21 protein-coding genes are annotated in these 25,145 nt (G+C 44.5%); 6 read left to right on the plus strand and 15 right to left on the minus strand.

Annotated features, from left to right (window positions below; all coding sequences use genetic code 11):
- Positions 1 to 33: 33 nt before the first annotated feature.
- The 3 genes from aliB to badH all read right to left on the minus strand — a co-directional run bounded on the left by aliB (position 34) and on the right by badH (position 2,826).
- A complete protein-coding gene (gene aliB, locus H9629_RS06075) occupies positions 34 to 1,191 on the minus strand; it encodes a cyclohexanecarboxyl-CoA dehydrogenase (protein WP_191730721.1) in 1,158 nt (385 codons plus the stop codon).
- A 12-nt stretch (positions 1,192 to 1,203) separates the two neighbouring features.
- Complete coding sequence (badI, locus tag H9629_RS06080; protein WP_101162355.1) at positions 1,204 to 1,986, minus strand: 2-ketocyclohexanecarboxyl-CoA hydrolase; 783 nt, start codon at positions 1,984 to 1,986, stop codon at positions 1,204 to 1,206.
- Positions 1,987 to 2,061: 75 nt separating this feature from the next.
- Positions 2,062 to 2,826, minus strand: a complete 765-nt coding sequence (gene badH, locus H9629_RS06085; RefSeq protein WP_064101544.1) for a 2-hydroxycyclohexanecarboxyl-CoA dehydrogenase — start codon at positions 2,824 to 2,826, stop codon at positions 2,062 to 2,064.
- A gap of 502 nt (positions 2,827 to 3,328) precedes the next feature.
- Here badH and H9629_RS06090 point away from each other — a divergent pair.
- Positions 3,329 to 3,820 (plus strand): MarR family winged helix-turn-helix transcriptional regulator, encoded by a 492-nt coding sequence (locus tag H9629_RS06090; protein WP_064096841.1) that lies wholly within the window; start codon positions 3,329 to 3,331, stop codon positions 3,818 to 3,820.
- Positions 3,821 to 3,895: 75 nt separating this feature from the next.
- Here H9629_RS06090 and H9629_RS06095 read toward each other — a convergent pair whose 3' ends face one another.
- Complete coding sequence (locus tag H9629_RS06095) at positions 3,896 to 5,167, minus strand: MFS transporter (RefSeq protein ID WP_144723717.1); 1,272 nt, start codon at positions 5,165 to 5,167, stop codon at positions 3,896 to 3,898.
- A gap of 358 nt (positions 5,168 to 5,525) precedes the next feature.
- On the opposite strand from H9629_RS06095, the gene H9629_RS06100 reads away from it, so the two are divergent.
- Positions 5,526 to 6,749 carry a CaiB/BaiF CoA transferase family protein gene (locus H9629_RS06100; protein ID WP_064096784.1) on the plus strand — a complete coding sequence of 408 codons (1,224 nt, stop codon included), beginning with the start codon at positions 5,526 to 5,528 and terminating at the stop codon, positions 6,747 to 6,749.
- Between the two features lie 70 nt (positions 6,750 to 6,819).
- Here H9629_RS06100 and H9629_RS06105 read toward each other — a convergent pair whose 3' ends face one another.
- The 8 genes from H9629_RS06105 to H9629_RS06140 form a co-directional block, all read right to left on the minus strand.
- Positions 6,820 to 8,502, minus strand: coding sequence for an AMP-binding protein (locus H9629_RS06105; RefSeq protein ID WP_191730722.1), 1,683 nt, complete (start codon positions 8,500 to 8,502; stop codon positions 6,820 to 6,822).
- A 76-nt stretch (positions 8,503 to 8,578) separates the two neighbouring features.
- Positions 8,579 to 10,075: a flavin-containing monooxygenase gene (locus H9629_RS06110; protein ID WP_191730723.1), complete on the minus strand. Its 1,497-nt coding sequence runs from the start codon at positions 10,073 to 10,075 to the stop codon at positions 8,579 to 8,581.
- Positions 10,076 to 10,087: 12 nt separating this feature from the next.
- Positions 10,088 to 10,927, minus strand: a complete 840-nt coding sequence (locus H9629_RS06115; RefSeq protein ID WP_191730724.1) for an alpha/beta fold hydrolase — start codon at positions 10,925 to 10,927, stop codon at positions 10,088 to 10,090.
- Positions 10,928 to 11,056: 129 nt separating this feature from the next.
- Entirely contained in the window at positions 11,057 to 12,859 is a 1,803-nt protein-coding gene (locus tag H9629_RS06120; RefSeq protein ID WP_191730725.1) for an acyl-CoA dehydrogenase C-terminal domain-containing protein, read from the minus strand.
- Between the two features lie 212 nt (positions 12,860 to 13,071).
- Positions 13,072 to 14,052, minus strand: coding sequence for an NAD(P)H-dependent flavin oxidoreductase (locus H9629_RS06125; RefSeq protein WP_064096779.1), 981 nt, complete (start codon positions 14,050 to 14,052; stop codon positions 13,072 to 13,074).
- Between the two features lie 11 nt (positions 14,053 to 14,063).
- Positions 14,064 to 14,852, minus strand: coding sequence for an enoyl-CoA hydratase-related protein (locus H9629_RS06130; RefSeq protein WP_081406375.1), 789 nt, complete (start codon positions 14,850 to 14,852; stop codon positions 14,064 to 14,066).
- 36 nt (positions 14,853 to 14,888) lie between these two features.
- On the minus strand, positions 14,889 to 15,812 hold the full coding sequence (locus H9629_RS06135; RefSeq protein ID WP_191730726.1) for a 2-hydroxyacid dehydrogenase: 924 nt from the start codon (positions 15,810 to 15,812) through the stop codon (positions 14,889 to 14,891).
- Entirely contained in the window at positions 15,809 to 16,564 is a 756-nt protein-coding gene (locus H9629_RS06140; protein WP_191730727.1) for a class II aldolase/adducin family protein, read from the minus strand. The genes H9629_RS06135 and H9629_RS06140 overlap by 4 nt, the downstream gene beginning before the upstream one ends.
- 110 nt (positions 16,565 to 16,674) lie before the next feature.
- On the opposite strand from H9629_RS06140, the gene H9629_RS06145 reads away from it, so the two are divergent.
- Positions 16,675 to 17,112, plus strand: a complete 438-nt coding sequence (locus H9629_RS06145) for a PaaI family thioesterase (protein WP_180049424.1) — start codon at positions 16,675 to 16,677, stop codon at positions 17,110 to 17,112.
- A gap of 114 nt (positions 17,113 to 17,226) precedes the next feature.
- Here H9629_RS06145 and H9629_RS06150 read toward each other — a convergent pair whose 3' ends face one another.
- The 3 genes from H9629_RS06150 to H9629_RS06160 are packed head-to-tail and all read right to left on the minus strand — an operon-like array spanning position 17,227 to position 20,766.
- Positions 17,227 to 18,444: a 3-oxoadipyl-CoA thiolase gene (locus H9629_RS06150; protein ID WP_064096776.1), complete on the minus strand. Its 1,218-nt coding sequence runs from the start codon at positions 18,442 to 18,444 to the stop codon at positions 17,227 to 17,229.
- A gap of 25 nt (positions 18,445 to 18,469) precedes the next feature.
- Positions 18,470 to 19,990: a 3-hydroxyacyl-CoA dehydrogenase gene (locus tag H9629_RS06155; protein WP_064096775.1), complete on the minus strand. Its 1,521-nt coding sequence runs from the start codon at positions 19,988 to 19,990 to the stop codon at positions 18,470 to 18,472.
- A 2-nt stretch (positions 19,991 to 19,992) separates the two neighbouring features.
- Complete coding sequence (locus tag H9629_RS06160; RefSeq protein WP_005096905.1) at positions 19,993 to 20,766, minus strand: enoyl-CoA hydratase; 774 nt, start codon at positions 20,764 to 20,766, stop codon at positions 19,993 to 19,995.
- Between the two features lie 454 nt (positions 20,767 to 21,220).
- On the opposite strand from H9629_RS06160, the gene H9629_RS06165 reads away from it, so the two are divergent.
- From H9629_RS06165 to H9629_RS06175, 3 genes are all read left to right on the plus strand, one after another.
- Positions 21,221 to 22,519, plus strand: a complete 1,299-nt coding sequence (locus H9629_RS06165; protein WP_064096774.1) for an MFS transporter — start codon at positions 21,221 to 21,223, stop codon at positions 22,517 to 22,519.
- A 114-nt stretch (positions 22,520 to 22,633) separates the two neighbouring features.
- Positions 22,634 to 23,899: a DcaP family trimeric outer membrane transporter gene (locus tag H9629_RS06170; protein WP_064096773.1), complete on the plus strand. Its 1,266-nt coding sequence runs from the start codon at positions 22,634 to 22,636 to the stop codon at positions 23,897 to 23,899.
- Positions 23,900 to 23,916: 17 nt separating this feature from the next.
- A complete protein-coding gene (locus H9629_RS06175; protein WP_064096772.1) occupies positions 23,917 to 25,116 on the plus strand; it encodes an MFS transporter in 1,200 nt (399 codons plus the stop codon).
- The last annotated feature ends 29 nt before the right edge of the window (positions 25,117 to 25,145 follow it).

Below are 25,145 nucleotides of genomic sequence, written 5' to 3' on the forward strand. Positions count from 1 at the left end.
TATAATTTTAGTTCAGGCCTGTGCTTATTTTCCTTAAGCTGGTACAGCCTTACGTCCTGCCTTATGCCGCGCAATAATCGTTTTCATGATTTGTGCTGTTCCATCACCGATCTGGAAACCGAGTACATCCCGCATCCGCTGTTCCATCACACCGCGATCGTAACCGGCATGACCAAAAGTCAACAGACATTGATGAATTACATCATAGGCCAGTTTTGGCCCCCACCATTTACACATGCCTGCTTCAGAGGTATGGGGCAGATGATTGTCTTTCAGCCATAAGGTTTGCAGGCAAAGTAAGCGTGCAGCTTCAACCTGAGTTTCGTATTCAGCGAGTGGATGCGAAACTCCCTGAAAAGCAGTCAATGGCTGACCAAAAGCTTCGCGTTGCGCGGCATATTCCCAGGCTTCATCCAGACTCACCCGGGCAACGGCCAAAACCTGTAAACCGATCAGAGCACGAGAAAAATCAAAGCCCTGCATCACCTGCACAAAACCTTTGTTTTCATCCCCTAGACGGTGATTGACTGGCACACGAACATTGTCAAAAAAGATTGAACCGCGACCGATCGCGCGCTGACCATGACAGTCAAAACGTGTGGTACAGATGCCCGGTAAATTCATCGGAACCAAGAGCGCTGTCACGCCATGCGCACCATCTTCATTGGCGCCAGTGCGGCCAAAAACCACCGAAGCATCTGCCTGATCGGCCGCAGAAATCGAAGTTTTTTCACCATTAATGACATATTCATCGCCATCACGTTCAATCTTTAAACGTAAATTCGCTGCATCTGAACCACCACGCGGCTCGGTCAAAGCTATTGAAAAGATAGCCTCGCCTGCAGTGAGTTTTTTCAGCCAAGGCTCAACTACTTCAGGCTGACCATGTTCGGCCAGAATCTGCCCATTTAGGGAAGCAAGCAGGTTGATATAGGAGAAACTTAAATCTGCCTTGGCAATCGCTTCATGGATAATTCCGGCAGCCAGTCTGCCCATGCCCTGACCGCCGTACTGTTCCGGAAGTTCAGGTGCAATAAAGCCCATTTCGCCCATCTTTTTGACCAGATCACGGTCAAAGACTCGGCTTTGATCACGTTCCAGAAAACCGGGAGCAATATATTTCTGGGCAAATTTTTCTGCCGTTTCTGCCAGAAACGCGAGTTCTTCAGTGATATAAGGATTCTTTTTCATGGATCAGTCTCCTTATTTGGCATATTTACGGAATTCAGGCTGACGTTTTTCTTTCAGTGCATTGACTCCCTCACGAGACTCTTCAGTATCATAATAAAGTTTCAGCGCATACATCCCCATGCCCGCAATACCTGCCTGATGCGCGGTATCCATATTGAAACTGCGTTTGGCAATTGCAATGGCAGTCGGACTACGCTGACAGATTTCTTCAGCCCAGGCCTGCACTTCGGCATCCAGTTGATCGGCCGGTACGCATTTATTCGCCAAACCCATTTCCACAGCTTCCTGACCAGAATAACGGCGGCACATATACCAGATTTCACGGGCTTTCTTTTCACCGACGACGCGTGCTAAAAACGCCGTGCCATAGCCCGGATCAACCGATCCCATTTTCGGACCAACCTGGCCAAAAATCGCTTTATCTGAACAGATGGTCAGGTCACAAATAGTTGCCAGCACATTGCCACCACCAATGGCATAGCCTTGTACGCGTGCAATTACCGGTTTAGGTACATCACGGATGGCGGTATGCAATTCTTCCATCGGCAAGCCAATCGTTCCACGGCCATCATAATTGCCATCATGCGCGGACTGGTCACCACCTGTACAGAAAGCTTTCTCACCCGCGCCTGCCAGTACAATTGCGCCTACGTTACGGTCATAACCTGCTTTATTCAATGCCTTGATCAGTTCGTCGCAAGTGGTACCACGGAAAGCATTCATTTTTTCTGGACGGTTAATCGTGATCCAGGCAACACCGTTTTTAACTTCATATAAGATATCTTCAAAATTCATTTTCTTTACATCCTGTACTGTTTTTATCTATCTGGTTGAACTGTGATTGTTATGAGATTTAATGATGATGTCCGTTTAACCGTTCATGGTTAAACCGCCAGAGACACTGAGTACCTGCCCGGTAATAAAGCTAGCGTCATCACTCAAGAAAAAGGCAATGGCAGAAGCCAAATCATCCGGTTGACCCAAGCGACCCAGTGGAATGGCACGAATAAAGGCTTCACGTAATTTTTCCGGATTTGACGCGCCTTCAGTCACGCCTGCAAGCAAAGCCGTATCGGTGGGTCCCGGGCAAATCACATTTATTTTGATGTTATGACGTGAATGTTCACGTGCCAGCGTTTTAGAGAAAGACAACAAGCCGCCTTTACAGGCCGCATAGACTGCTTCACCTGAAGAACCGACCCGGGCTGCGTCAGAAGCAATATTGACAATACTGCCGGAATTGCGTTCAACCATGCCTTTCAGCACTGCAAAATGCATATTCAACATACCGACCAGATTAATCTGGATCAGTTTTTCCCATTCCTGCGGATTGGTTTTAACAAAAGGTTTAAAAATATCCCAGCCGGCATTGTTGACCAGTCCATCAATTGGACCGAGTTCAGTTTCAGTTTTTTGAACCGCCTGCTCAACCACATCACTTTGGGTAATATCACACTGAATTGCCAGTGCCTGACCGTATTGATTGATTTTATTCGCCAGCTTTTCAGCCGCTTCCAGATTCATATCAAAAATGGCAACTTTGGCGCCTTCCTCTGCCAGACGTCGGCAGGTGGCTGAACCAATTCCGCCTGCTCCGCCTGTCACAATCACAACCTTGTCTTTTAATCCTTTCATTGCTCATCCCTACGCTATTTTGTTGTTGAATTTAATCGGCTGGTGTTTTAATTCGGTGTGTTTTATCTAAAATAGAAAGAGATTGAATTTATGTCAATATATTTACATAAAATAATATTTATAAATTATTATTTATATATTTATCATTAACTTAATATTTTTATTTATTCAATGTATTGACCTATATTGGTTTTTGGCTTTAGATTAATTTGAATCCGACTTCACTCTAGAGTCAAAATATGTCTTTTGCATGACAGATAATTTATTCCTTTAAAATTGAGAAGAAAACCTTAGATATTTGGTGAGTGAGCGCAATGGAAGTGAAAAGAAAATGGAGATTTCCAAACCATAAAACTTATTGACTCAGAATTTAAATAGGAAAATTTCTGCAAAAACACTATGATTTTTAAAACAAATTATAATAGAAACTGGTTTGTGCGAAAAAGCGATAGGCTATACTCTGCGCGGCTCGGCTATTTCAGTTTTGAGGATGTCCACTATTGTGAGTGATACTTTGTCAAAAAAATATGATCAATCCTTATATTCTGCTCATAACCGGCTTTTTTTCCGGCTGTTTCAGGTGGGCAACAGTTTGGACCGTAAATGCCTCAATGAGCTGAAAATATCCCCAGTGCATTGGGCAGTACTGGGTGCTTTGTCCCGTCCAAAAGTTAAATCAGGAATGTCCTTTTCTGATCTGACTGAATATCTCGGGGTGAGCCGGCAAAACCTGGACGCAGTGTTAAAACGGCTGGAACGTGACGGTCTGGTGGAACGGGTCATTAGTGAACAGGACCGCCGCGCTAAAATTGTTGCACTGACGGCTGAAGGCTTGGAAACATGGGACAACTTGCAAGCTGATTTCTTTGATTTTTATGGTCAGGCCTTAAATAAGCTGGCCTTTGACGATGTGATTACCCTGATTCATCTGCTCAATAAAGTAAATGATGGTTTAAAAAGTATTCATCTGCATAAAGAAACAGATCAAGAATAAACAAATAGAAATACAGCTTTAATTGATGAATATAAAAAAAGAGCCTGTATTCAGGCTCTTTTTTTGAAGTTGAAATTATGCTTTTTGTGGATCGTATTGACGGTCTTTGATGAATATCCCGGACACTGCCCCACACAAGAAATAGGCACCGCCCATAATCAGAAAGCCTAGGCCAATTGAACCACCGCTAGCTGCCGCGCCAATAATTGCAGGGGCAAACATGGCGCCAATACGGCCTGCATTATAAGCACCGCCTACCGCAGTACCACGAATCGAGGTGGCGAAGCTTTCTGTCATATAAGTGGCATTAATCGCATATGGAATGCCATACAGGAAGCCAAAGAAAATTAGCAGATAGGCAATGTTATCTGGCGTATTGAATAGCACAATCACGGGCAGGAAAATCGCCGTTCCAATTGCTCCAAACGAAAAGACAGCGCGTCTACCCAGACGGTCTGCGGCAAAGCCCGCTAGAATTTTGCCGAAAATCATCGCCACATAAGTACCAATCATATAGCCGGCCATGGATTTAAAATTCATGTGCAATTCAGATTCCAGATATGCCGGCATCCAGTTGTTTACCCCATAGTAGCCAAATTGCAGAAAACCGGCCGTAAAGATCCACAAAATAAACATTCTGCGATTCGCATGATCCGCGAAAATCTCTTTAACTGTGCTTTTTTTGGCGGGTTGCTGTGCTGTGATTTCAGCTGGGGCATATAGACGCTGCAAACGTGCACGCTGCCAAGATTCTGGCTCAGGAACCAGTTTCTGGATAAAAATCGCCATAACCGAGGGAATAATGGCAATAAAAAACAGGGTTCGCCAGCCATATTCCGGAATGATCCAGCCTGCCAGTACAGTGGCCACAATATAACCGACGGTCCATCCTGCCTGTAAGGTACCTAAAACCGTGGTGCGATATGCAGTTGGAACATATTCAGCCATGAGCGTATTGGCTGCAATATATAAAGAGCCAATACCGAAAGCAGACAGAAAGCGTAAAACAGCAAATTGTTCAAAGTTTTGTGCAAAGCCTAAGGCTGCGGTCAATATAGAAAATACCAGAATCGAAATGACTACGGTACGTACACGGCCCAGATGGTCACAGGCCCAGCCACCTATAAAGCCACCAATCGCCATACCTGCTAAGGTAAAACTGCCTAGTGTACCCGCCTGCAGATTACTGAGACCAAACTCTGCTTTCAGGCTATTTAAACTGAAAGACAACAGCAACATGTCAGCGCCATCTACCAGTAAAGCCAGAAAGGCGAAAATAAAAGCAATTTGCTGGGTTCGTTTGGTCGTAGGTTTAATCTTTTCTAATTCTCTAGCTAAATCCGTCATATTTAAATCTCTGTTTTCCTATCCTTAGGTTTTCATGATCTTTTTATATTTAAAGCTATTCCGCTAATGAATATGCTTTAAGGCTAATCCTTTTTTAATTCACCTGATTGACTCCTTTTTTAATCTTGTCTGGGAGATCCCTTTTTCCTTGTTATCAGTTAGCTCCTGTTCCTCATTCATGCTTATATGTGCATCAGGCTAAAGAAAATAAGATGAATATTCAATCATTTTAGATGTTTTATTTTGTTATGCGAAATTTATTATCATAAAGTTGATTGTTCTTTCATTTTCATATAGCTTTAAATAGAGGGATAAGAACGATATGTCATTTGAATAAGATCGAGCAGGGAGCGTAATAATGGGTGCCTTAACAGGATTTCGTGTACTGGATTTAAGCCGGATTTTGGCTGGGCCTTGGTGTAGCCAGATTCTGGCTGATCTGGGTGCAGAAGTGATCAAGATTGAAAAACCGGATCATGGGGATGATACCCGTATCTGGGGACCACCCTGGCTTAAAAACAATCAGCAGCAAGATACCCATGAATCGGCTTATTACCTGTCAGCCAACCGTGGCAAGCATTCGGTTGCAATCGATTTATCTACACCTGAAGGTCAAAGTATTATCAAAAAACTTGCTGAACAAAGCGATGTAGTCATTGAAAACTATAAAGCCGGTTCGTTGAAACGATACGGGCTGGATTATGAAAGTCTAAGTCAGCTAAATCCGCGACTGGTATATTGTTCTATTACCGGTTTTGGCCAGAACGGTCCGCGTGCGCAAGAGCCGGGCTATGATTTTATCGTTCAGGGAATGGGCGGCATGATGAGTGTCACTGGCGAACGTGATGACCTGCCCGGTGGTGGCCCGCAAAAAGCAGGTCTGGCCTTTTCCGATTTGACCACCGGCTTATATGCCGCAATTGCCATTCAGGCGGCTTTGTTGTCCCGTGAGAAAACCGGTGAAGGTCAGTATATTGATATGGCACTGTTAGATACTCAGGTAGCTTCCCTCTCTGTTCTGGCCATGAATTATCTCACCTCAGGCAAAGTCCCCGGTCGCTTTGGAAATGCGCATGCCAATATTGTGCCCTATCAGGTGTTTAAAGCCCAGGAAGGTGAATTTATTATTGCCTGTGGTAATGATCTGCAATTTCAAGCTTTGTGTCAGGCCGTTGGTCTGGCTAAGGTGGCAGAAGATCCTCGCTTCTTGAAAAATTCAGGACGTGTTACACATCGTGAAGAACTGACCACAGTTCTACAGGCTCATTTCTATACTCGACCTGCAAAAACCTGGGTGGATTTAATCCATGCGGTTAAAGTACCGGTAGGAATGATCAATGACCTGAAACAGACTTTGCAAGAAGAACAGGTATTGGCACGCGATATGGTGATTCAGATGCCGCATACCTTACGTGAAGATTACACCTCAATCGGTTCACCGATTAAACTCTCCAAGACACCGGTAGAATATAAAAAGGCCCCACCTTGTCTGGGTGAAGATACCGATGCCATTTTGAGTCAATATTTAAGCCCTGTTGAAATGGAAGAACTAAAAAGCAAAAAAGTCATCCAGCAGCGATAAGCCTGCAAGCAGTAAAAAAGAAATCTTTCGATTCCTTTTTTATTTTAAATCTAATGAATTAGATTATTCCTTAGCAGGCTTTGTCACTCGGCTGAACAGTACGAGGCAGTTCACGACGCAGAATTTTGCCTACTGTTGACTTTGGCAATCCAGCCACAAACTCAATGTATTTGGGCAGTTTATAACTGGTCAGTTGCTGCCTCAGATAAGTCATGACTTCATCTTGGGTCAGATTTTCATCCTGTTTCACAATAAATGCCTTGGGTACCTGTCCAGATTTTTCATCATCAATACCAATCACTGCACATTCCAGTATTTTAGGATGTCTGGACAGTACGCCTTCCAGCTCATTGGGATAAACATTAAATCCGGATACCAGAATCATGTCTTTTTTTCGGTCCAGAATGGTGATATAGCCTTGTTCGTCCATACAACCGATATCACCTGTCAGGAAGAATCCATCTTTGGTAAATACCTGTGCTGTTGCTTCGGATTGCTGCCAGTATCCTTTCATCACCTGTGGACCACGTATGGCGATTTCTCCAGCCTGATTAAGCTCTACAGGTTTTCCTTCATCATTCAGAATCAGAATTTCAGTCCCTGCCAATGGCAAGCCAATCGTGCCACTAAATCGCCGGCTTAAAGGCGGGTTAAAAGTTGCAGTCGGTGATGTTTCAGAAAGTCCATAACCCTCATAAATCTGGCAGCCTGTGACCTCATGCCATAACTCAGCCGTATTTTTCAGAATAGATGCCCCTCCGCCGGTTGTGGTTTTCAGGCGTGAGTGATCGAGTTCACGAAAACGTGAATGATGCGCCAAGGCATTAAACATGGTATTCACCCCGGGGAAAACAGTGGGTGGATGTTTCTGGTATTGATCCGCCAAAGCATCCAGATCTCTCGGATTTGGAATCAAGACATTGGCGAAACCACGGCTTAAACCATAACTGAACAGGCAGATGGTAAATCCATAAATGTGATACAGCGGCAAGGCACAGAATACATATTCATTTTCAGTGGCATAACGGTCACCAAAATGGCTGATAAAAACGGTACTGTTCTGGGCGATATTGAATAAAATATTGCGATGGCTCAGTTCTGCACCTTTAGAAACACCTGTGGTTCCTCCCGTGTATTGCAGAATGACCGTATCTTCCTGATGCTGTACAGGCAGTTCAAAATCAATAATCTTTACCTGATTTATTGCCTGTCTAAAGTCAGAAAACTGTTTATCCGGATATTGTGCTGCCTGACTATAAATAGCACTTGGCTGCTCTTGAATGAAATCCAGCGGATGCGTCGAAATGACATATTTGAGTTGACGACATTCCTCTAATGCTGTTAATTGCTCCAAAGTCTGTCCCAGGATAATCAAGGCTTCTGCACCTGAATCCTGTAGCTGATGATAGAGCTCGCGCTGGGTGTACATGGGATTGACATTGACCAGCACATAACCGGCACGAATAATGGCAAAGGTCGCAATTGGATACTGAATAATATTGGGTAACATCACGGCAATACGGCTGCCAGCAGTCAGCCCAAGACTCTGTAAATAGCTTGCCAGTTTCTGGCTATACATATCGATATCGTGATAGCTGAATTTACGATCCAGATAAATAAATGCGGTTTTATCCTGAAATTTCACCAAATTCTCAGCAATTGTCGTGCTCAGCGTTTTCTCAGGATCTGGCCGGGTAAACTCCGGATTGATATTCCACTTTTTATATTCTTCCATCCATGGCTGACTGCTCATGACTATACTCCTGTCCTGGATTTACAATTATTTTGTATTATTTAAACCATAAGATTTTGATTTTAATTAAATATTTTTAAACCACTTTCTGCTGTCTCGATTCAACATACTTGTAGTGATAACCGCTACGAATAAAATGCTGATTTTTATCCCTAAATGAATGAGCATAATCAGGCCAGACCAAAGTCAGCTTGCGACTGACCGGGTCCAGATACCAGCTTTTACAGCTTTCCGATAACCAGACACTACCTTGGGAAAGCTGCTGTAGCTCCTGCATATAGCTATTTTCAGCTTCTTGATCTGCTTCAAAGACCTGAATCTGTTGCTGCTCAAAAAACTGCAAGGCATCCAGCACCAGATCAAACTGGGTTTCCAGAAAATAAAGTGCTGAATTATGTCCACTGCCTGTATTTGGCCCATTCAGGATGAACAGGTTTGGAAAGTTGTGTACGGTCGTTGACTGATAACCCTGCATACCACTGGACCATTGCTGCTCCAGGCTTAAACCCTGTTTACCTACCACCTTCGCGGCATAAGGTGGACGTGCCGCTTCAAATCCGGTGGCAAATACGATGATATCTGCAAAAAATTTATTTCCAGCTTGGCTTAATACACCGTCTTTCGTAACTTCTGCCAATGCTGAATCTTCAAGTGTGACATGCGGTTTTAAAAAGGTTGGATAATAATCATTAGAAAGCAATAAGCGCTTACAACCAGGTTCATAATTCGGCGTGAGTTTGTGCTGTAATTCAGGATCTGAAATCTGATGTTTTAAGAATTGCAGGCAGTTTTTCTTGACCCGCTCAAACTGGCTTTTCAGATTACGGCGCTGGGCAAAATTGTATTCATTGCCCCAAAACAAGGAATGTCTTAAGGCTGACATACTGTCCGGATCTTTGCGGAAAAGCTGTTTTTCTGACTCAGAATAAGGTCGGTCTGGTCGGGGCAAAATATATGGTGCACTACGTTGCAAGACGGTCAGGTTTTTTGCTGTTTTGGCAATTTCCGGCACAAGCTGAACGGCTGAAGCCCCTGAACCCACCACAACGACATGCTGGTTCTCCAAACTTATCTGATGATTCCAGCGTGCTGAATGCATGACCTGGCCTTCAAATTCTTCCAGCCCCGGAATTTGCGGGAGATGCTCATCTGCCAGATGTCCGGTTGCGGTAATTAAGATCTCAGCCTGATACAAACCTTTAGAGGTGTGAATTTCCCAGATACGTTCTTTAGCATTCCAACTGGCTCTTTCCAATTGGGTGTGAAAATTAATATGGGGCCGGATTTTTTCCTGATCACAGCATTGAATTAAATATCGCTGAATTTCTGCCCCTTGCGGAAACACACGTGACCAGTCCGGATTTTTAATAAAAGAGAAAGAATATAAGTGGGAAGGTACATCACAGGCGACCCCGGGATAGGTATTGTCACGCCAGGTGCCGCCCACTTCTGCTGCACGTTCAATGATTTTAAAATCGTGGATGCCCTGCTGTTTAAGGCGGATTGCCATTCCCAAACCACCAAAACCACTGCCTACAATTAGAATCTTGCTGCGCTGTCCTTGAGCTTGCATTATTTATCTCCTTTAAGGCATATAAGGCTGGATTTTTTGATTCACCGGATATTGTTCTGGATGCTGGCTAAACTGGTTGACCAGTTGCACCACTTCGGCTGGCGCTTCGATATAGAGCGCATGTCCTGAAGAAATTTCGATATAGCGACTGTTCGAAATTGAAGCAAACAGCAATTTTGCTTGGGCTACAGGCACCATGCGGTCTTCACGGCAGGCAACGACTAGAGTTTCTGCACCAATCTCAGGCAAGATCGATGTAATATCAATGCGATAATTTAGTTCACGCTGTTTGGCTGCATCTTGGGATGGTTTAACAAAACGTGCCAGATCCAACACCTGCTGTTCGCTTCGTGCAGACAGATAATCATCGCTATACAGGCAATAATTGACAAAATGAGGCAAGGCCGCAGATTGTTCAGTAAATAATTGCTGCCAGATAACCGTACGCAGTTGTTGCACCGAGCTGGTCTTGGCCCAACCGGCTAACAGGATCAAACGCGCTATGCGCTGTTTTAAACTGGCTGCTACTTGTGCAGCAATCACGGCACCGAGTGAATAGCCTACCACTGTAATGGTTTCATCTTCTGCAACTACATGTTGAATCAGCGCTTCAACCTGCTGGCTAAAATCAGTCACCTTTAGATCAGCTTTATCGGGGGTATGCAAATCAATGGATAAAACCCGCTGATGAATACCCAGCATAGGAAAAATATAGCTGAAATGCTTGTCGGTATTTCCACCGGTGCCATGAATCAGAATAATGGTGGGAAATGCAGAACGCTGTCCGACTTCATGAAAAGTAAGCTGCAGGTCAGCATAAGGAAACTGTCGAGTAATCATGTCTAAATCCATATAGACTCCTGATCTTGTTGTTTTATGGTTTATTCAACACCCGAAAATAAATCTCAATATTTGAATGGAGTGAAGATGCAAAAATTATTAAAAAAAGACCCACGACACGAGTATCGTGGGTCAAAAGGTTTAATCAAATTTGAACTCTTCAGGTTCAAGTAAAAACAGGCTTTCACCACCCGCCTGAATATTGGCAAAGTGGGTTGAAGTTCTTGGCAAAATACGTGCAAAGAAGAATTGTGCCGTTTTGATCTTGGCTGCATAGAACGGATCAGTATTGCCTTCTTCAATTTTCTGCTGCGCAGTAATTGCCATTTTCAGCCACAGATAAGCGGACACGACATAACCAGAGAAATATAGGTAGTCAACTGATGCTGCCCCAATTTCATTGGCAGACTGTTGAGCTTGCTCCTGAATGGTTCTGGTTAATTCCAGCCATTGTTCAGTCAACTGGCTGACTTGTGCAACTTGCTGGCTGAACTGGACATGTTGTTGGTGCTCTTTCACATAAGCTTGGATTTCATCGGTTAATGCGGTCAGCAGACCCAGTTTTGAACCTAGAACTTTACGCGCCAGTAAATCGATAGACTGAATTTCAGTGGTTCCTTCATAGAGGCTGGCAATACGTGCATCACGGGCAATCTGTTCCATGCCATGTTCAGCTATATAACCGTGACCACCGAAAATCTGCATACCATGTTTAGCCGCTTCTATGCCAGTTTCAGTCATTAATGCTTTGGCAATTGGGGTTAATAATGCCAGACGGTCTTCAGCTGCTTTCTTTTCTTCCGGGCTGTCAGTGGCTTCAGCAATATCGGCATAGGTCGCCAGATAATATGCAAGTGCACGTGAACCTTCTGCAAACACCTTTTGAGTCAGAAGCATGTTACGTACTGCGGGATGCACGATAATCGGATCTGCAGGCTGGCCTGGCGCTTTTGCACCTTCAAGTGAACGCATCGCCAGACGGTCTTTGGCATAAGCGAATGCCCCCTGATAAGAAGATTCTGCTGCTGCCAAGCCTTGAATGGCTGTACCGATACGTGCCGAGTTCATAAAGGTAAACATGCAGTTCAGGCCGCGATTTTCAGGCCCAATCAGGAAACCTTTGGCATTATCAAAATTCAGCACACAGGTCGCATTGCCGTGAATGCCCATCTTGTGTTCAATGGCGCTACACACCACACCATTACGGGAAGCTACATTGCCAGCTTCATCCAGATTGTATTTAGGAACAATAAACAGTGAAATACCCTTGGTTCCCGCAGGTGCATCTGGCAAACGTGCCAGTACGATATGCACGATATTTTCAGCCAGATCATGTTCACCGGCTGAGATAAAGATTTTCTCACCACTGAGGCTGTAACTGCCGTCTTCATTTGGCACTGCTTTGGTACGGATTAAACCTAGGTCAGAACCGGCATGAGATTCAGTCAAACACATGGTTCCAGTCCAGCGGCCTGCAATTAAAGGTACCAGGAATTTCTGTTTCTGTTCATCGCTACCGTGGTGCTCTAAAGTACGCATGGCACCATGGGACAGGCCTGGGTACATGCCCCAAGACCAGTTGGTTGCAGTAATAATTTCAGAAATAGCAATCCGGTATAAAGTTGGGAAGCCCTGACCGCCATATTGTTCATCACCGGTTAAAGAGGTAAAGCCAAGTTCTACATATTTGTCATAAGCCGCTTTAAACCCATCTGGAGTAGTTACGACACCATCCTGCAAACGGCAACCCTGCTGGTCGCCTATCGCATTAATCGGTAGAAGTTCGTTTTGGCAAAAGTCCGCAGCAACTTCCAGATATTGCTCCATAATATCCATAGAAACCTTGTCAGCGAATTTTGCATAGCCCTGATATTTCTGTTCAACGTTTAACAGGTCTTTTAGGACAAACTTCATGTCTTTTAATGGCGCAATATAATTTCTCATCGTAATTCCCTTGTATGAGTTCTAATTTGTATATTTATGACAATTAATTTCATAATACGAAATTATGTTTTAAATCCACTATAATATAATTTAAAGAATAAAATCTAGTCATTCGATGAAATTTCCCATTTAAAAATAAAAATTATACAGGATGAAAAAAAAGCCATTCATGATGGAATGGCTTTTCTATTCAGCGACTGCCCTAAAGTTGATTAACGTGGAAAAAATTGAGCTAAACGTTGCTGAACAATTTGCTCTGCTTCCTGCATGATATTATCGATCAGCGCCTGACAAGTCGGAATGTCATGAATCAATCCCATCACTTGGCCTGCAGTCAGTACGCCTGCATCAATATCGCCATTTTCTAAAGCAAGCTTGCCTTTTAGGCCACTGACATAGGGACGAATCTGTTCAAATTCCAGATCTGGATCTTCACTCATTTTAACCACTAGATCAGATACTGCATTTTTGGCAACACGGGCGGTATTCCTGAACTGTCGATACAGCAGATGTGTCGCCCTTTCATCATTATCGACATAGAACTGCTTGATGTTTGGATGGATCGGCGCTTCCTGAGTGGCACAAAAGCGTGTACCCATATTGATGCCTTCAGCACCTAAAGCCAAAGCTGCGACCAGACCACGGCCATCAGCAAAACCGCCACTGGCCACAATCGGCACAGTGAGCTGATCAGCAGCGGCAGGAATTAAAATCAGGCCAGGAATATCGTCTTCACCCGGATGGCCCGCACATTCAAAACCATCAATCGAAATAACATCCGCACCAATTCTTTGTGCTGAAAGCGCATGACGAACGGAAGTACATTTATGAATGACAATAATGCCATGTTGCTTAAATGCCTCAATATGTTCATGAGGCTTGTTGCCTGCTGTTTCTACGATCTTGATACCGCTTTCAATGATCGCCTGTCGGTATTCTGCATATGGCGGCGGATTTACAGCGGGCAATAAAGTCAGATTGACTGCAAAAGGCTGATCGGTCATTTCTCGGCAGCGTGCAATTTCCTTGACCAGGGCTTCAGGCGTCGGTTGAGTCAATGCCGTTAATGTTCCCAAGCCACCAGCATTAGATACAGCACTGGCCATTTCTGCGGTACCAACCCACATCATGCCGCCTTGAATAATCGGATAGCGAATGCCTAAAAGCTCGGTAATACGCGTTTGAATTTTCATGAATGCTCTCCTTAGCGTCCGGTAAATTGTGCGGGGCGTTTTTCGACAAAGGCCTGTACACCTTCTTTGTAGTCCTGACTGCTCAGAGCCAGATATTGCAGGTTTTGTTCCAGCTCCAGTTGCTGGTCCATGTTATTTTCAGCACTGCGTTGCAAGGCCTGTTTGGTTAAAGCCAGTGCATAGGTCGGCTGTTGAGCTAATCGCTGTGCAATGTCGTCGATATAAGCATCAAATTCTATATCTGGAAGCATTTTCCAGATCATGCCCATTTCAGCGGCCTCTTTGGCATGCACCGGTTCCCCCAGAAAAGTGAGTGCCATGGCACGTGCATAACCGATTAAACGTGGCAACATCCAGGTGCCACCTGCATCAGGAATCAAGCCAATTTTAGAAAAAGCCTGAATAAATCGGGCACTTTCCTTGGCAATGACCAGATCACAGGCCAGTGCGATATTGGCACCTGCACCGGCAGCCACACCATTTACTGCTGCGATTACCGGTTTGGGACTCTGGCGGATCAGGTTAATCAAGGGATTATAGTATTTGGCCAGCGAGCCTTGCGGTGGCAAAGGCACATTGCCGAGCTGTCCAGCACGTTCTTTTAAATCCTGTCCCGCTGAAAACGCCCGGCCATTACCGCGAATCACAATCACCCGAATATCCGGATCTGTATTCCAGTTTTTCAGCACCTGCTGCACTTCCTCATGCATTTGCCGGTTAAAACTGTTGAGTGAATCCGGGCGGTTAAAGCTTAAGGTTGCGACGCCTTGCTGAACCTGAGTTTGAATCGTTTCCCACATCATCAATTTCCTTATTTTTTGCCTGTATCCCTACAATTAATAGCCTTTATTGACATCTACCTGATGGCATAAATCCAGCCCGAGATTTAAGCGTCGGTCATTTTCCAGAATCTGTTCCACCACCACAGACATGGGCGCATGTGAGGCGACATGTGGTGTAACAACGATCTTTTCATGCTGCCAGAATGGATGTTCAGCAGCTAATGGCTCCTCTTCAAATACGTCGACAATTGCACCACGTAACTGGCCGGAATCCAGTGCATTGAGTAGATCCTGCTCGATTAAATGCTGCCCACGCCCCACCTGAATAAGAGCAGCTTGGTCGGGTAATTTTTTAAATAGCTGTTCAGATAAGATGCCAGTATTGTCTGCAGTTAAAGGCATTAAATTAATCAAAATCTGGCTATGGGCCAAAAACTCGGAAAGCTGTTCTTGGCCTACATAGCTTTTGACCTGAGCAATCTCTTTTGGGGAATTGGACCATCCAGACACCTGATAGCCCATGTCGGCAAAACGTTTTGCCACATAACCACCCATATGGCCAAGGCCCATAATCCCGATCTGGATATGATGACTATAACTTTGACGATACTGTTTCCATAGCTGCTGCTTTTGCTGCTGGATCATGCGGTCAAAATAACGCTGAAAATACAGCACGCCCCAGAGCAGATAATCAAACATGCCCTTTTGATGATGTGGATCTAGTACCCGGCAGACTGACTGGTCAGCTCTAATCTCGTTTAAATTTAAATGTTCGACTCCTGCAGCAATCGAATGAATCAGACCAAGTTCTGGAAGTTTTTGGAGTTTTTTCATATCTGGAAACCACGAAGCTGCTGTGGTCGCCAGTTCTGCTTCCAGGCTGTCCACTGTACAGAAACTGCCCTCAGGGGCATATTTTTGAAAAGACTTGACCAGAATCGCTTCAATATTCGGCACAGTACTGGATATCACAATCATGATGCATACTCCGTATATTGATGCTCAATCAGGGATAACGCAGCCTGCCAGGCACGCTGTAAAATCGGTTCCACAAAAGGACTGGCGAACTGCCTGGCGGTTTTAATTCGGACTTCTTCTGCTGGATAATGCAGTTCGGCGCCGCCGCTTAAGGCCTTCACCTGTGCCTGGCAGGCGCGCTCCAGAAAATAGATTTCATGAAAGGCCCGTGCAATCGTTTCGCCAGCCGTTAAAAGTCCGTGATTGCGTAAGATCATGGCGCGATGGTCGCCCAGGTCCTGAATCAGGCGTTCCTGTTCATCTGTTGACAGTGCCACGCCTTCATATTCGTGATAGGCCACCTGCTGATAAAATTTCAGCGCATGCTGGGAAATGGGAAGAAGTCCGTGTTTCTGTGCAGAAACTGCTATGCCATCTGCGGTATGCGTATGAATGACACAGTTCAGATGAGCATGTGCTTCATGAATCGCGGCATGGATGACAAAGCCCGCCATATTCACCGGCTTGTCCTGTTCGTAGCTTTCTATGACCTGCCCTTCATGATTAATCTTGACCAGCGTTGAGGCACACATTTTTTCAAAAGCGACACCATACTGATTAATCAGAAAACAGTCAGGCTGATCGGGAACTCTTAAACTGATGTGAGTATCAATCAGATCCGTCATTCGGTAATGCGCAATAATGCGATAAAGCGCTGCGAGTTCACAACGTGCCTGCCATTCAGCATCTGTGACGAGATTTTTTATTGTCATCGTTCCATCCTGGAAAAATATAGCATTTCGATCATCATCTGTTATATCATAATTCTAGAAAAACAGAATATTATTTCATAAAGCGAAATAAATCGTTACAAGGAGTGGATATGCCCACATCACAATTAAACGGACTTGAATATCTCAGCGCAATTAAGAATGGGGAAATTCCCAGCTCAGCCATGAGTGAAATTATTCCCATGCGTCTGACCTTGGTGCGCGAAAACTATGTGGAATATGAGGTGCGTCCTGATCAGCGCCATTACAATTTACAGGGTGGAATTCATGGCGGCTTTTGTGCAACGGTTCTAGATAGTGCCACTGGCGCTGCCGTGCATACGACAGTAGATGCAGGTGTTAGTTTCTCGACCATTGACCTGAATGTCAAAATGCTGAAAGCGATGAAAAGCGGCGAAACTTATACAGCTATTGGTGAAGTCATCCGGATCGGGCGTAATGTACTGACCTCAGAAGGCCGAATTATCGATAAAGAAGGTAAAGTTTATGCATTTGGTTCAGCGACTTTATTAGTCACTGCCCGTAAGTAAATCATTACACTGATGTAATCAATCCCTGCATGTGCAGGGATTTTTATTTTGAAAGAAAAATCCCAATAAAAAAATGCCATGCATATCACATATACATGGCATTTAGGTGATGACTTAAGATGTTGCAGCTTCAGGGTTTTCAATCACCATCGCCAGGCCTTGACCCAGACCAATACACAGACTGATCACGGCATATTTTTTACCGGTACGCTGTAACTGACGTGCAACGGTTAAAGCTAAACGCGCACCCGAACAGCCCAGTGGATGACCAATGGCAATCGCACCACCATTTGGATTGACACGCGGATCATCCAAAGCGACATCCAGACCTTTCAGGCAAGATAATACCTGACTGGCAAAGGCTTCATTAATCTCGATGATATCCATATCGTCTAGCGTCAAACCCGCACGCTGTACTGCCTTTTTAATTGCTTCAATTGGGCCTGCTCCCATGATGCGTGGCTCAATGCCAGCGGCTGCAGAAGACAGGATACGAGCGAGAGGTTTTAAGCCATACAGTTCCTGCACTTTTTCACTGCCGATAATCAGTGCTGCAGCGCCGTCATTGATACCTGATGCATTACCCGCTGTTACTACACCACCTTCGAAAAGCGGTTTTAACTTGGATAAAGCTTCAAATGTTGAAGAAGCACGTGGATGCTCATCCTCAGTAATTTGTTTAGGCGGCAATTTGCGTCCTTGAGAAACTTCAATCGGGGTAATTTCACCTTCAAAGAAACCTGCTTCTTTCGCTGCCTGATATTTTGCCTGTGATGCAGCAGCAAAGGTATCAGCCTGTTCACGGCTAATACCGAATTCTTCAGCCACGTTATCACCTGTTTCAGGCATGCTGTGCGCGCCAAACTGATCCGTAAATTTACGGTTCGGGAAACGGGTACCAATCGTGGTGTCATAAATTTTGGCATCACGTGAATAAGCACTCTCTGCTTTACCCATTACAAAAGGTGCGCGGGTCATGCTTTCTACGCCACCGGCAATGTACAACTCGCCTTCACCTGCAGTAATGGCACGTGCCGAATCAATCACAGCACCGAGACCTGATGCACATAAGCGGTTTACCGTCTGACCCGGAATTGTTACCGGCATACCTGCTAACAATGCTGCAAAACGTGCCACATTACGGCTGTCTTCACCGGCCTGATTGGTACTACCAAAAATTACATCCTCTACATCTGCTGCCGGAATACCGGTTTTTTCCAGCAGGTTTTTAATTACGGTCGCTGCCAGATCATCTGGGCGTACGCTTGACAGACTTCCTGCATGGCGACCGATTGGTGAACGTAAACCATCATAAATATATGCATTTAACATGAGTGTTATTCCTTTAACTTTTTAATTAATTTGTTGTATGAACAAGAGGCAGACCAAGCTGAACACGGCGACGCAACCAAGGACTTGGACGGTAACGCTGGTCACGGGTAATCGCAGTCATACGGTCTAATATTTTCAGGATTTTTTCAGCACCCAGTACATCCCCCCATTCAATAGGGCCATATGGATAGCCAAGGCCTAGTTTCACTGCGATATTGATATCTTCTACCGTTGCAACGCCTTGCTGGGCAATATCACAGCCGAGATTCACAATCATTGCCAAAGCACGTTGAGCCACAAAGCCGACGCTTTCCTGAATTACGCTGACGGTCATACCATCCAGATTGAAAATCGATTGGGCTGCTTTTATTAGCTCAGGTTGGGTGACAAAAGTTGGCATCAAGGTACGGTGTTTATTCAGACCATATAGCAGATCGATACACACCACTTGCTGAGGTGCCACATGATAACGAACAGCGGCTGATGTTGCATCTTCACCATAAGTGGCAATCAGGATTAAAGCCTCTGCTGAAGGTATCTCAGTTTGCTCAATCTGAATGTTGAACTGTTGCAGATATTGCTCAAGTGCCTGACGGTCTTCACTATATTCTGTGCCTAGCCAGACTGCTGGATATTGATCGAGTTTTTCAACCAATGCTGGAGCCACATCACCTACTTTGCTGCCCGAGGTGTAATCATAAAAACCTTTACCGGTTTTACGACCTAACTGCTTGGCAATAAAACGCTGACGGGTAATCACGCTTGGACGGTAACGTGCTTCTTCATAATACTGGTGATAAATCGATTCACTCACCGGATGCGAGACATCCATACCGGTCAGATCACCTAATTCAAACGGCCCCATCTTGAAACCGATTCCGTCACGGTAGATCCTGTCAATATCATAAAATGGTGTGACATTTTCATTCAGAATTGCATAGGCTTCGCTACCAAAGGCACGGCCGGCATGGTTAATGATAAACCCTGGCGTATCTTTAGCTTTGACCGGACGATGACCCATTTTTGTCGAGAGCTGGGTTAATGCTTCAATAATGTCAGCACGGGTGTTAAAGCCTTCAATCACTTCGACCACTTTCATCAGTGGTACCGGATTAAAGAAGTGATAACCGGCAACACGTTCTGGCTGCTTACAGTTGGCGGCGATTGCGCTAATCGACAATGAAGATGTATTGGATGCCAGAATCGCTTCTGGTTTTATAATTCCTTCCAGTTGCTGCATCAATTTTTGCTTGATTTCCAGATTTTCAATAATCGCTTCAACAATTAAGTCACAATCTTTCAGGTCTTCTAGCTGCTGCGCAGTCGACAGATGAGCAATATCTTCAGCGGCTTTTTCATGGCTGAATTTACCTTTATCTGCCAAGGTATTTAATGTTTTGGCCAGTTTGTCCTGTGCCTGTTCGGCTGCCCCTTCTTTGGCATCAAACAGTACAACATCATGACCAGACTGAATCGCGATCTGGGCAATACCTGCACCCATCGTGCCTACACCAATAATGCCAATTTTTTGAATCTGAATACTCATGCTTATCGTCCCTGATAATTCGGTTTACGTTTTTCGATAAAGGCCTGCATGCCTTCTTTTTGATCTTCTGAAGAAAACAGCATCTGGAAAGACTTACGTTCCAGGGTAAGTCCGGCATTGAGCGGCACATCTTCGGCCAATAAAGCCACTTCCTTGATTTGCTCCAAGGCAATTGGTGGCATTTTTGCCAGCCCTTCTGCCATCTTGATGGCAGTTGCAAGGGTTTCACTGTCTTCAGTCACCTGGGACACCAGGCCAATTTGATAGGCTTCCGGTGCAGGTACCAGACAACCGGTCATGATCATGCGCATGGCATGAAATTTGCCAACTGCACGGAATAAGCGCTGGGTACCACCTGCACCCGGCATGACACCCACTTTTACTTCAGGCTGACCAAACTGGGCACTTTTCCCGGCAATAATAATGTCTGCATGCATGGCCAGTTCACAGCCACCACCCAGTGCATAACCGTTTACAGCTGCAATCACCGGTTTGGAACATTGTGCAATCGCCTGCCAGTAACGTTCAGTCCGACGCTGCATCATCTGGATGGTTTCTGCATTGGCCAGTTCTTTCAGGTCTGCGCCTGCTGCAAAATCTGTTTCACCACCGGTAAGAATAATGGCACGGACATTTTCATCATCATTCAGTTGCAGAAAAGCCGCCGCAAGTTTCTGGCGAACTTCTGTATTCAAGGCATTTTTCGCTTCTGGTCGATGAATTTTAACCATCGCTACATGTGCTGAAACTTGTTCTACTTGAACTACCTGTTCCATTAAAATCTCCATTTATTTTGTATAGCGAAATTTTATTTTATATAAAACTAAGGTTTCTCAAGCTATAAATCAAGGATTTTTAACCCCAGAATTCAAAAAAGTTATTTTTAAATAAAAATAGAGTAAAAACTCTTGTTCAATTTCTCATTTTATGATTAATTAATTTCGCAATACGGAATTAATTATTTTAAATGCAATCTGGTTATTCATTTCAATGAATAATCACCATAAGGCAGAACTTAGAAGTAATTTACGAAATCAAATTTTCCAGTAATGAGATGATTTTGATTTAGCGTAAAGCGTGAAAAATCGAATGTAGCCTGATAATAAATGCAGCGGCTGTTGTGTGTAGAGCAAGTCTGTTAAATCAGGAAAACTATGTTTCCGTGAGGAAGAAAAATGGATTTAGCGGTAGCAGAGGAAATGCTACTTTGAATATATAGAGGATATAAGAATGACAAGCGATACCATCGTAACAGGAGACAATAAAACCGATGTCTCCTCCACGGATACCATCAAACAGGCACCAAAACGTCTATGGATGACGGCTTTTGTCTTTGCTTTTCTGATTTTGCTCTGTGACGGTGCAGATATCGGGATTCTGGCTTTTAGTCTGACCAGTCTTAAAGCGGAATGGGGCCTAACTTCTGTACAGGCGGGGGCCTTGGGAAGTTATTCTCTTTTAGGTATGGGGATTGGAGGCTTTATTGGTGGATGGGCATGCGACAAATTTGGACGTGTCCGCGTCATTGTACTGGCAACCATCGCCTTCTCGATCTTGTCTGCCTACTCAGGTTTTGCGCAGTCTTATACTGAATTTGCAATGTTACGTACTCTGTCCTGCTTAGGTCTGGGCTGCTTGTATATTGCCTGTAATACCTTGATGTCTGAATATGTGCCTACCAAATACCGTACCACAGTGCTGGCAACATTGATGACCGGCTTCACTCTGGGTTCTCTGGTGATTACCATGCTTTCAGGCTGGATTATTCCTGAGTTCGGCTGGCGTATGCTGTATTGGATTACGATTGCACCTTTAGCACTCGGTATCCTCATGCACTTTATGGTGCCTGAACCAGAATCGTGGAAACGTGTTCGGGAAATGAAAAGAACTGGCCAGATCGTGGATAATAATGCGAAAAAAGGCAATCCATATATCACCATTTTAAAAGATAAAACCCACGGCAGAATGTTTATCTTATGGTCATTCAGCTCAGGTTTTCTCTTATTCGGTTATTTCGGTGTAAGTAACTGGCTGCCAAGTTATCTGGAAGCTGAATTAGGTATCAAATTCAAGGAAATGGCGATCTATATGATTGGTACTTTCTTGACCATGATATTCGCCAAAATCATTGCGGGCTATGTTGCTGACAAGATCGGCCGTCGTATCGTGTTTGCTTTCGGCACCATGGGAACTGCGCTGTTCATTCCGGTCGTGGTCTACATGCACACTCCAGATAACATCGGTGTACTGATGCTGATCTTTGGTTTCCTGTACGGCATTCCATATGCCATTAATGCAACCTATTTAACTGAAAGCTTCCCGACTGCAGTTCGTGGAACAGCCGTGGGTGGTGCATTCAATATTGGCCGGATCGGTGCCATTTTTGCCCCGATTACCATTGGCTATCTGGCCATGCATGGCTCAATTGGAACTGGCTTGATGGTGATGGGCGCTGCCTACTTCTTCTGCGGCTTAATTCCGGCCCTGTTTATTAAAGACCGTTTATACGATCCGCAAAAAGCAGAATAAATACTCTCCGGAAGACAGTACAACTTGCTGTCTTCCTCTTTCTCCAATTATTGACCACACGTATAGAAAGGTTTCCTTTCATTCAGGATTAAAAGTTTCTTTAGGGATTAAGAAATGAAAAAATTAGTTTTAGCTACATTGTGCGGTATTGCATCAGGAACTGTACTTTCAGCAGAAGTATCGGAAGATCGTATCCAGTTTCTAGAAGCACAGCTCAAACAGATTCAGTCCGAACTGGAACAGCAAAAACAATCGCAGCTTGCTTTGAAAGTACAGCAGGAACAGTCTAAAGTAGCAGAATCCAAAAGTTTAAGTAGCATGATGGACAATGTGGATGTGTATGGAATGATCCGTCTGGATGGCGCGATTGATTTTAAGAGTACGCCAGAAACCCGTGGCCGTACCATTAACCAGATCAATAAAGTGCCTTTTACTGAACCTGATTCAGTCCGTTCCGATTTCACTGCAGCCGCCAGCCGTATTGGTTTTCTGGCCAAAGATCTGGGAGGTAATCCGAATATTTCCGCACGTCTGGAAGCTGATTTCTGGACCAACAATGGCAAAGGTGATGGTGGCCTCCGTATCCGTCATGCATATTTTAAATATTATAACTGGACTTTTGGTCAGGCCTGGTCACTCATGTCTACGCCGGAAATTAGCACCGATGCGGTAGACTACAGTTTATTGCTCGGTGGTTCGATCTTACGTACTCCCCAGGTCAGTTATGCGTTTAAGCTTGATCCGGAAAATACCTGGAATGTCGGCTTGGAATATATGGCCGGTGGTGATCGCTCCTCTGCCTTACCTGCCTTAACCACCAAATTTGTACATCAATCCGGTCCGCTACATCTGTTAGCTCAAGGCTTTATCAATGAAAAGCAGGCGCAAACCGCGACAGGTGATATCGAGAAAGTTGGCTGGGGGGTTGGTGCTGGTGGACGTTATCGTTTTGATGATAGAAACTCTATTCAGGGCAATTATTTCCATATAGTAGGCGATCAGCGTATTGCTGCCTTTTTAATTCAAGGTTCTACGGTTGACGGTGCAGCTTGGGGTGGCGACTATTCGGTTGATACAGCCAATAATGAACTTTTACTGAATGAGTTTAACAGTTTGAATATCGGATTTACGCATAAATTCACACCGAAATGGCGTAGCAGTATTGCAGCCAGTGTGGTCGATTTTGATGATTCTAGCGATTATGCTAAAGCCAATCCGGAAGCCAATAAGCGCTTAACCGACTATGTGGCTAACGTGATCTATTCTCCTGTTCCAAAGATTAATCTGGGTGCAGAATATCATCATGGCAAGCGTGAAACCTTTGACAATAAGGAAGCAGATATTTCGCGTATCAACCTCTCTGCCAACTATAGTTTTTAAGGCCTCAGGAGACAAGGATGTCAGCCCAAGGGCAAATTTCACGCCGTTTCATGTTCATGATGGCAATGACCTGCGCACTTTGCGCAGGTTGTAATTATTTTAACCAGCCCTTGATTTATTCTATTGCAGAGGATCTGCAGATCAGTGTAGCCCAGTCTGGCTGGACTGTAGTATTGACCCAGATTGGCTATGCCACCGGGTTATTTTTGTTTGTCCCTCTGGGGGATTTGTTCGAAAAACGGCTGTACATCTGCAGTTTAATGTTCTGTACCGGACTGGCACTTATTGGGCTTTCAGCCAGTACCAATCTGCATATGTTGTATGGCTTTACTCTGCTCGCCTCTTTTTGTTCGATTACCACCCAGATTCTGATTCCTTTTGCCGCCAGCCTGTCGCAACGTGATAAAAGTGCCGAAGTCGTTGGCCTGCTCATGAGTGGTGTTCTGGTGGGTATTCTGTTTGCCCGTACCGTAGCCGGACTGATTTCTACTTTATGGTCCTGGCATGCGGTATACCTATTTAGTGGTTGTGCAATTCTTCTGCTAAGTCTGGCGATGTGGTTCCAGTTGCCGAGCACCAAGAGCCAGTTGCAGATGAATATATTGCAAATTTATCGCTCACTATTTACCTTTGCCCGAACAGAACCCATGCTGATCCGGCGTAGTATGATCGGAGGTTTGGGTTTTGGCATGCTGAGTATTATCTTTACTACCATGACTTTTATTCTGGCTGAAGCACCGTATCATTTTAATGATTTCCAGATTGGTCTCATGGGTATTGTGGGTGTGGTCGGCATCTGGTCCTCTCAGTGGACTGGTAAAATGATTGGCAGACATCGGGAAAAATGGATTGCGCACCTGGCCACATGTGGACTGATTCTGGCCTGGATTCCCTTATTCTTTGCCCAGAACTATTTATGGATTTATATCCTGGGCTTGATTCTGGCTTATTTTGGAATTTCCTGTTTGCATGTCTTGAACCAGAATCTGGTCTATCGAATTTCAATGCAGGCACGCTCGCGGATTAATGCCATCTATATGACCTGTTATTTTTCAGGTGCCGGTCTGGGAGCATTTTTATCGCTGCATTTATGGAAAAGCTATGGCTGGTCTGCCTGTGTCATTTTAGGTTTTATTTTTGCCCTCTTGATCTTTGTGATTAACTATTATGATTTAAACCAAGAAAGAAATTTAGCCAATATTCAGCCTGAGCCTTAAATACTGTTAAAAACCTTTAGAGGTTAAAA

It is taken from the genome of Acinetobacter pecorum, assembly GCF_014837015.1.
GTDB classification, from domain to species: Bacteria; Pseudomonadota; Gammaproteobacteria; order Pseudomonadales; family Moraxellaceae; genus Acinetobacter; species Acinetobacter pecorum.

Coding starts and splice junctions, on each gene's coding strand:
- aliB (WP_191730721.1), bottom strand. CDS start 1,191: ATGAAAAAGAATCCTTATATCACTGAAGAACTCGCGTTTCTGGCAGAA.
- badI (WP_101162355.1), bottom strand. CDS start 1,986: ATGAATTTTGAAGATATCTTATATGAAGTTAAAAACGGTGTTGCCTGG.
- badH (WP_064101544.1), bottom strand. CDS start 2,826: ATGAAAGGATTAAAAGACAAGGTTGTGATTGTGACAGGCGGAGCAGGC.
- H9629_RS06095 (WP_144723717.1), bottom strand. CDS start 5,167: ATGACGGATTTAGCTAGAGAATTAGAAAAGATTAAACCTACGACCAAA.
- H9629_RS06100 (WP_064096784.1), top strand. CDS start 5,526: ATGGGTGCCTTAACAGGATTTCGTGTACTGGATTTAAGCCGGATTTTG.
- H9629_RS06105 (WP_191730722.1), bottom strand. CDS start 8,502: ATGAGCAGTCAGCCATGGATGGAAGAATATAAAAAGTGGAATATCAAT.
- H9629_RS06110 (WP_191730723.1), bottom strand. CDS start 10,075: ATGCAAGCTCAAGGACAGCGCAGCAAGATTCTAATTGTAGGCAGTGGT.
- H9629_RS06115 (WP_191730724.1), bottom strand. CDS start 10,927: ATGGATTTAGACATGATTACTCGACAGTTTCCTTATGCTGACCTGCAG.
- H9629_RS06120 (WP_191730725.1), bottom strand. CDS start 12,859: ATGAGAAATTATATTGCGCCATTAAAAGACATGAAGTTTGTCCTAAAA.
- H9629_RS06125 (WP_064096779.1), bottom strand. CDS start 14,052: ATGAAAATTCAAACGCGTATTACCGAGCTTTTAGGCATTCGCTATCCG.
- H9629_RS06130 (WP_081406375.1), bottom strand. CDS start 14,852: ATGTGGGAAACGATTCAAACTCAGGTTCAGCAAGGCGTCGCAACCTTA.
- H9629_RS06135 (WP_191730726.1), bottom strand. CDS start 15,812: ATGATTGTGATATCCAGTACTGTGCCGAATATTGAAGCGATTCTGGTC.
- H9629_RS06140 (WP_191730727.1), bottom strand. CDS start 16,564: ATGACAATAAAAAATCTCGTCACAGATGCTGAATGGCAGGCACGTTGT.
- H9629_RS06145 (WP_180049424.1), top strand. CDS start 16,675: ATGCCCACATCACAATTAAACGGACTTGAATATCTCAGCGCAATTAAG.
- H9629_RS06150 (WP_064096776.1), bottom strand. CDS start 18,444: ATGTTAAATGCATATATTTATGATGGTTTACGTTCACCAATCGGTCGC.
- H9629_RS06155 (WP_064096775.1), bottom strand. CDS start 19,990: ATGAGTATTCAGATTCAAAAAATTGGCATTATTGGTGTAGGCACGATG.
- H9629_RS06160 (WP_005096905.1), bottom strand. CDS start 20,766: ATGGAACAGGTAGTTCAAGTAGAACAAGTTTCAGCACATGTAGCGATG.
- H9629_RS06165 (WP_064096774.1), top strand. CDS start 21,221: ATGACAAGCGATACCATCGTAACAGGAGACAATAAAACCGATGTCTCC.
- H9629_RS06170 (WP_064096773.1), top strand. CDS start 22,634: ATGAAAAAATTAGTTTTAGCTACATTGTGCGGTATTGCATCAGGAACT.
- H9629_RS06175 (WP_064096772.1), top strand. CDS start 23,917: ATGTCAGCCCAAGGGCAAATTTCACGCCGTTTCATGTTCATGATGGCA.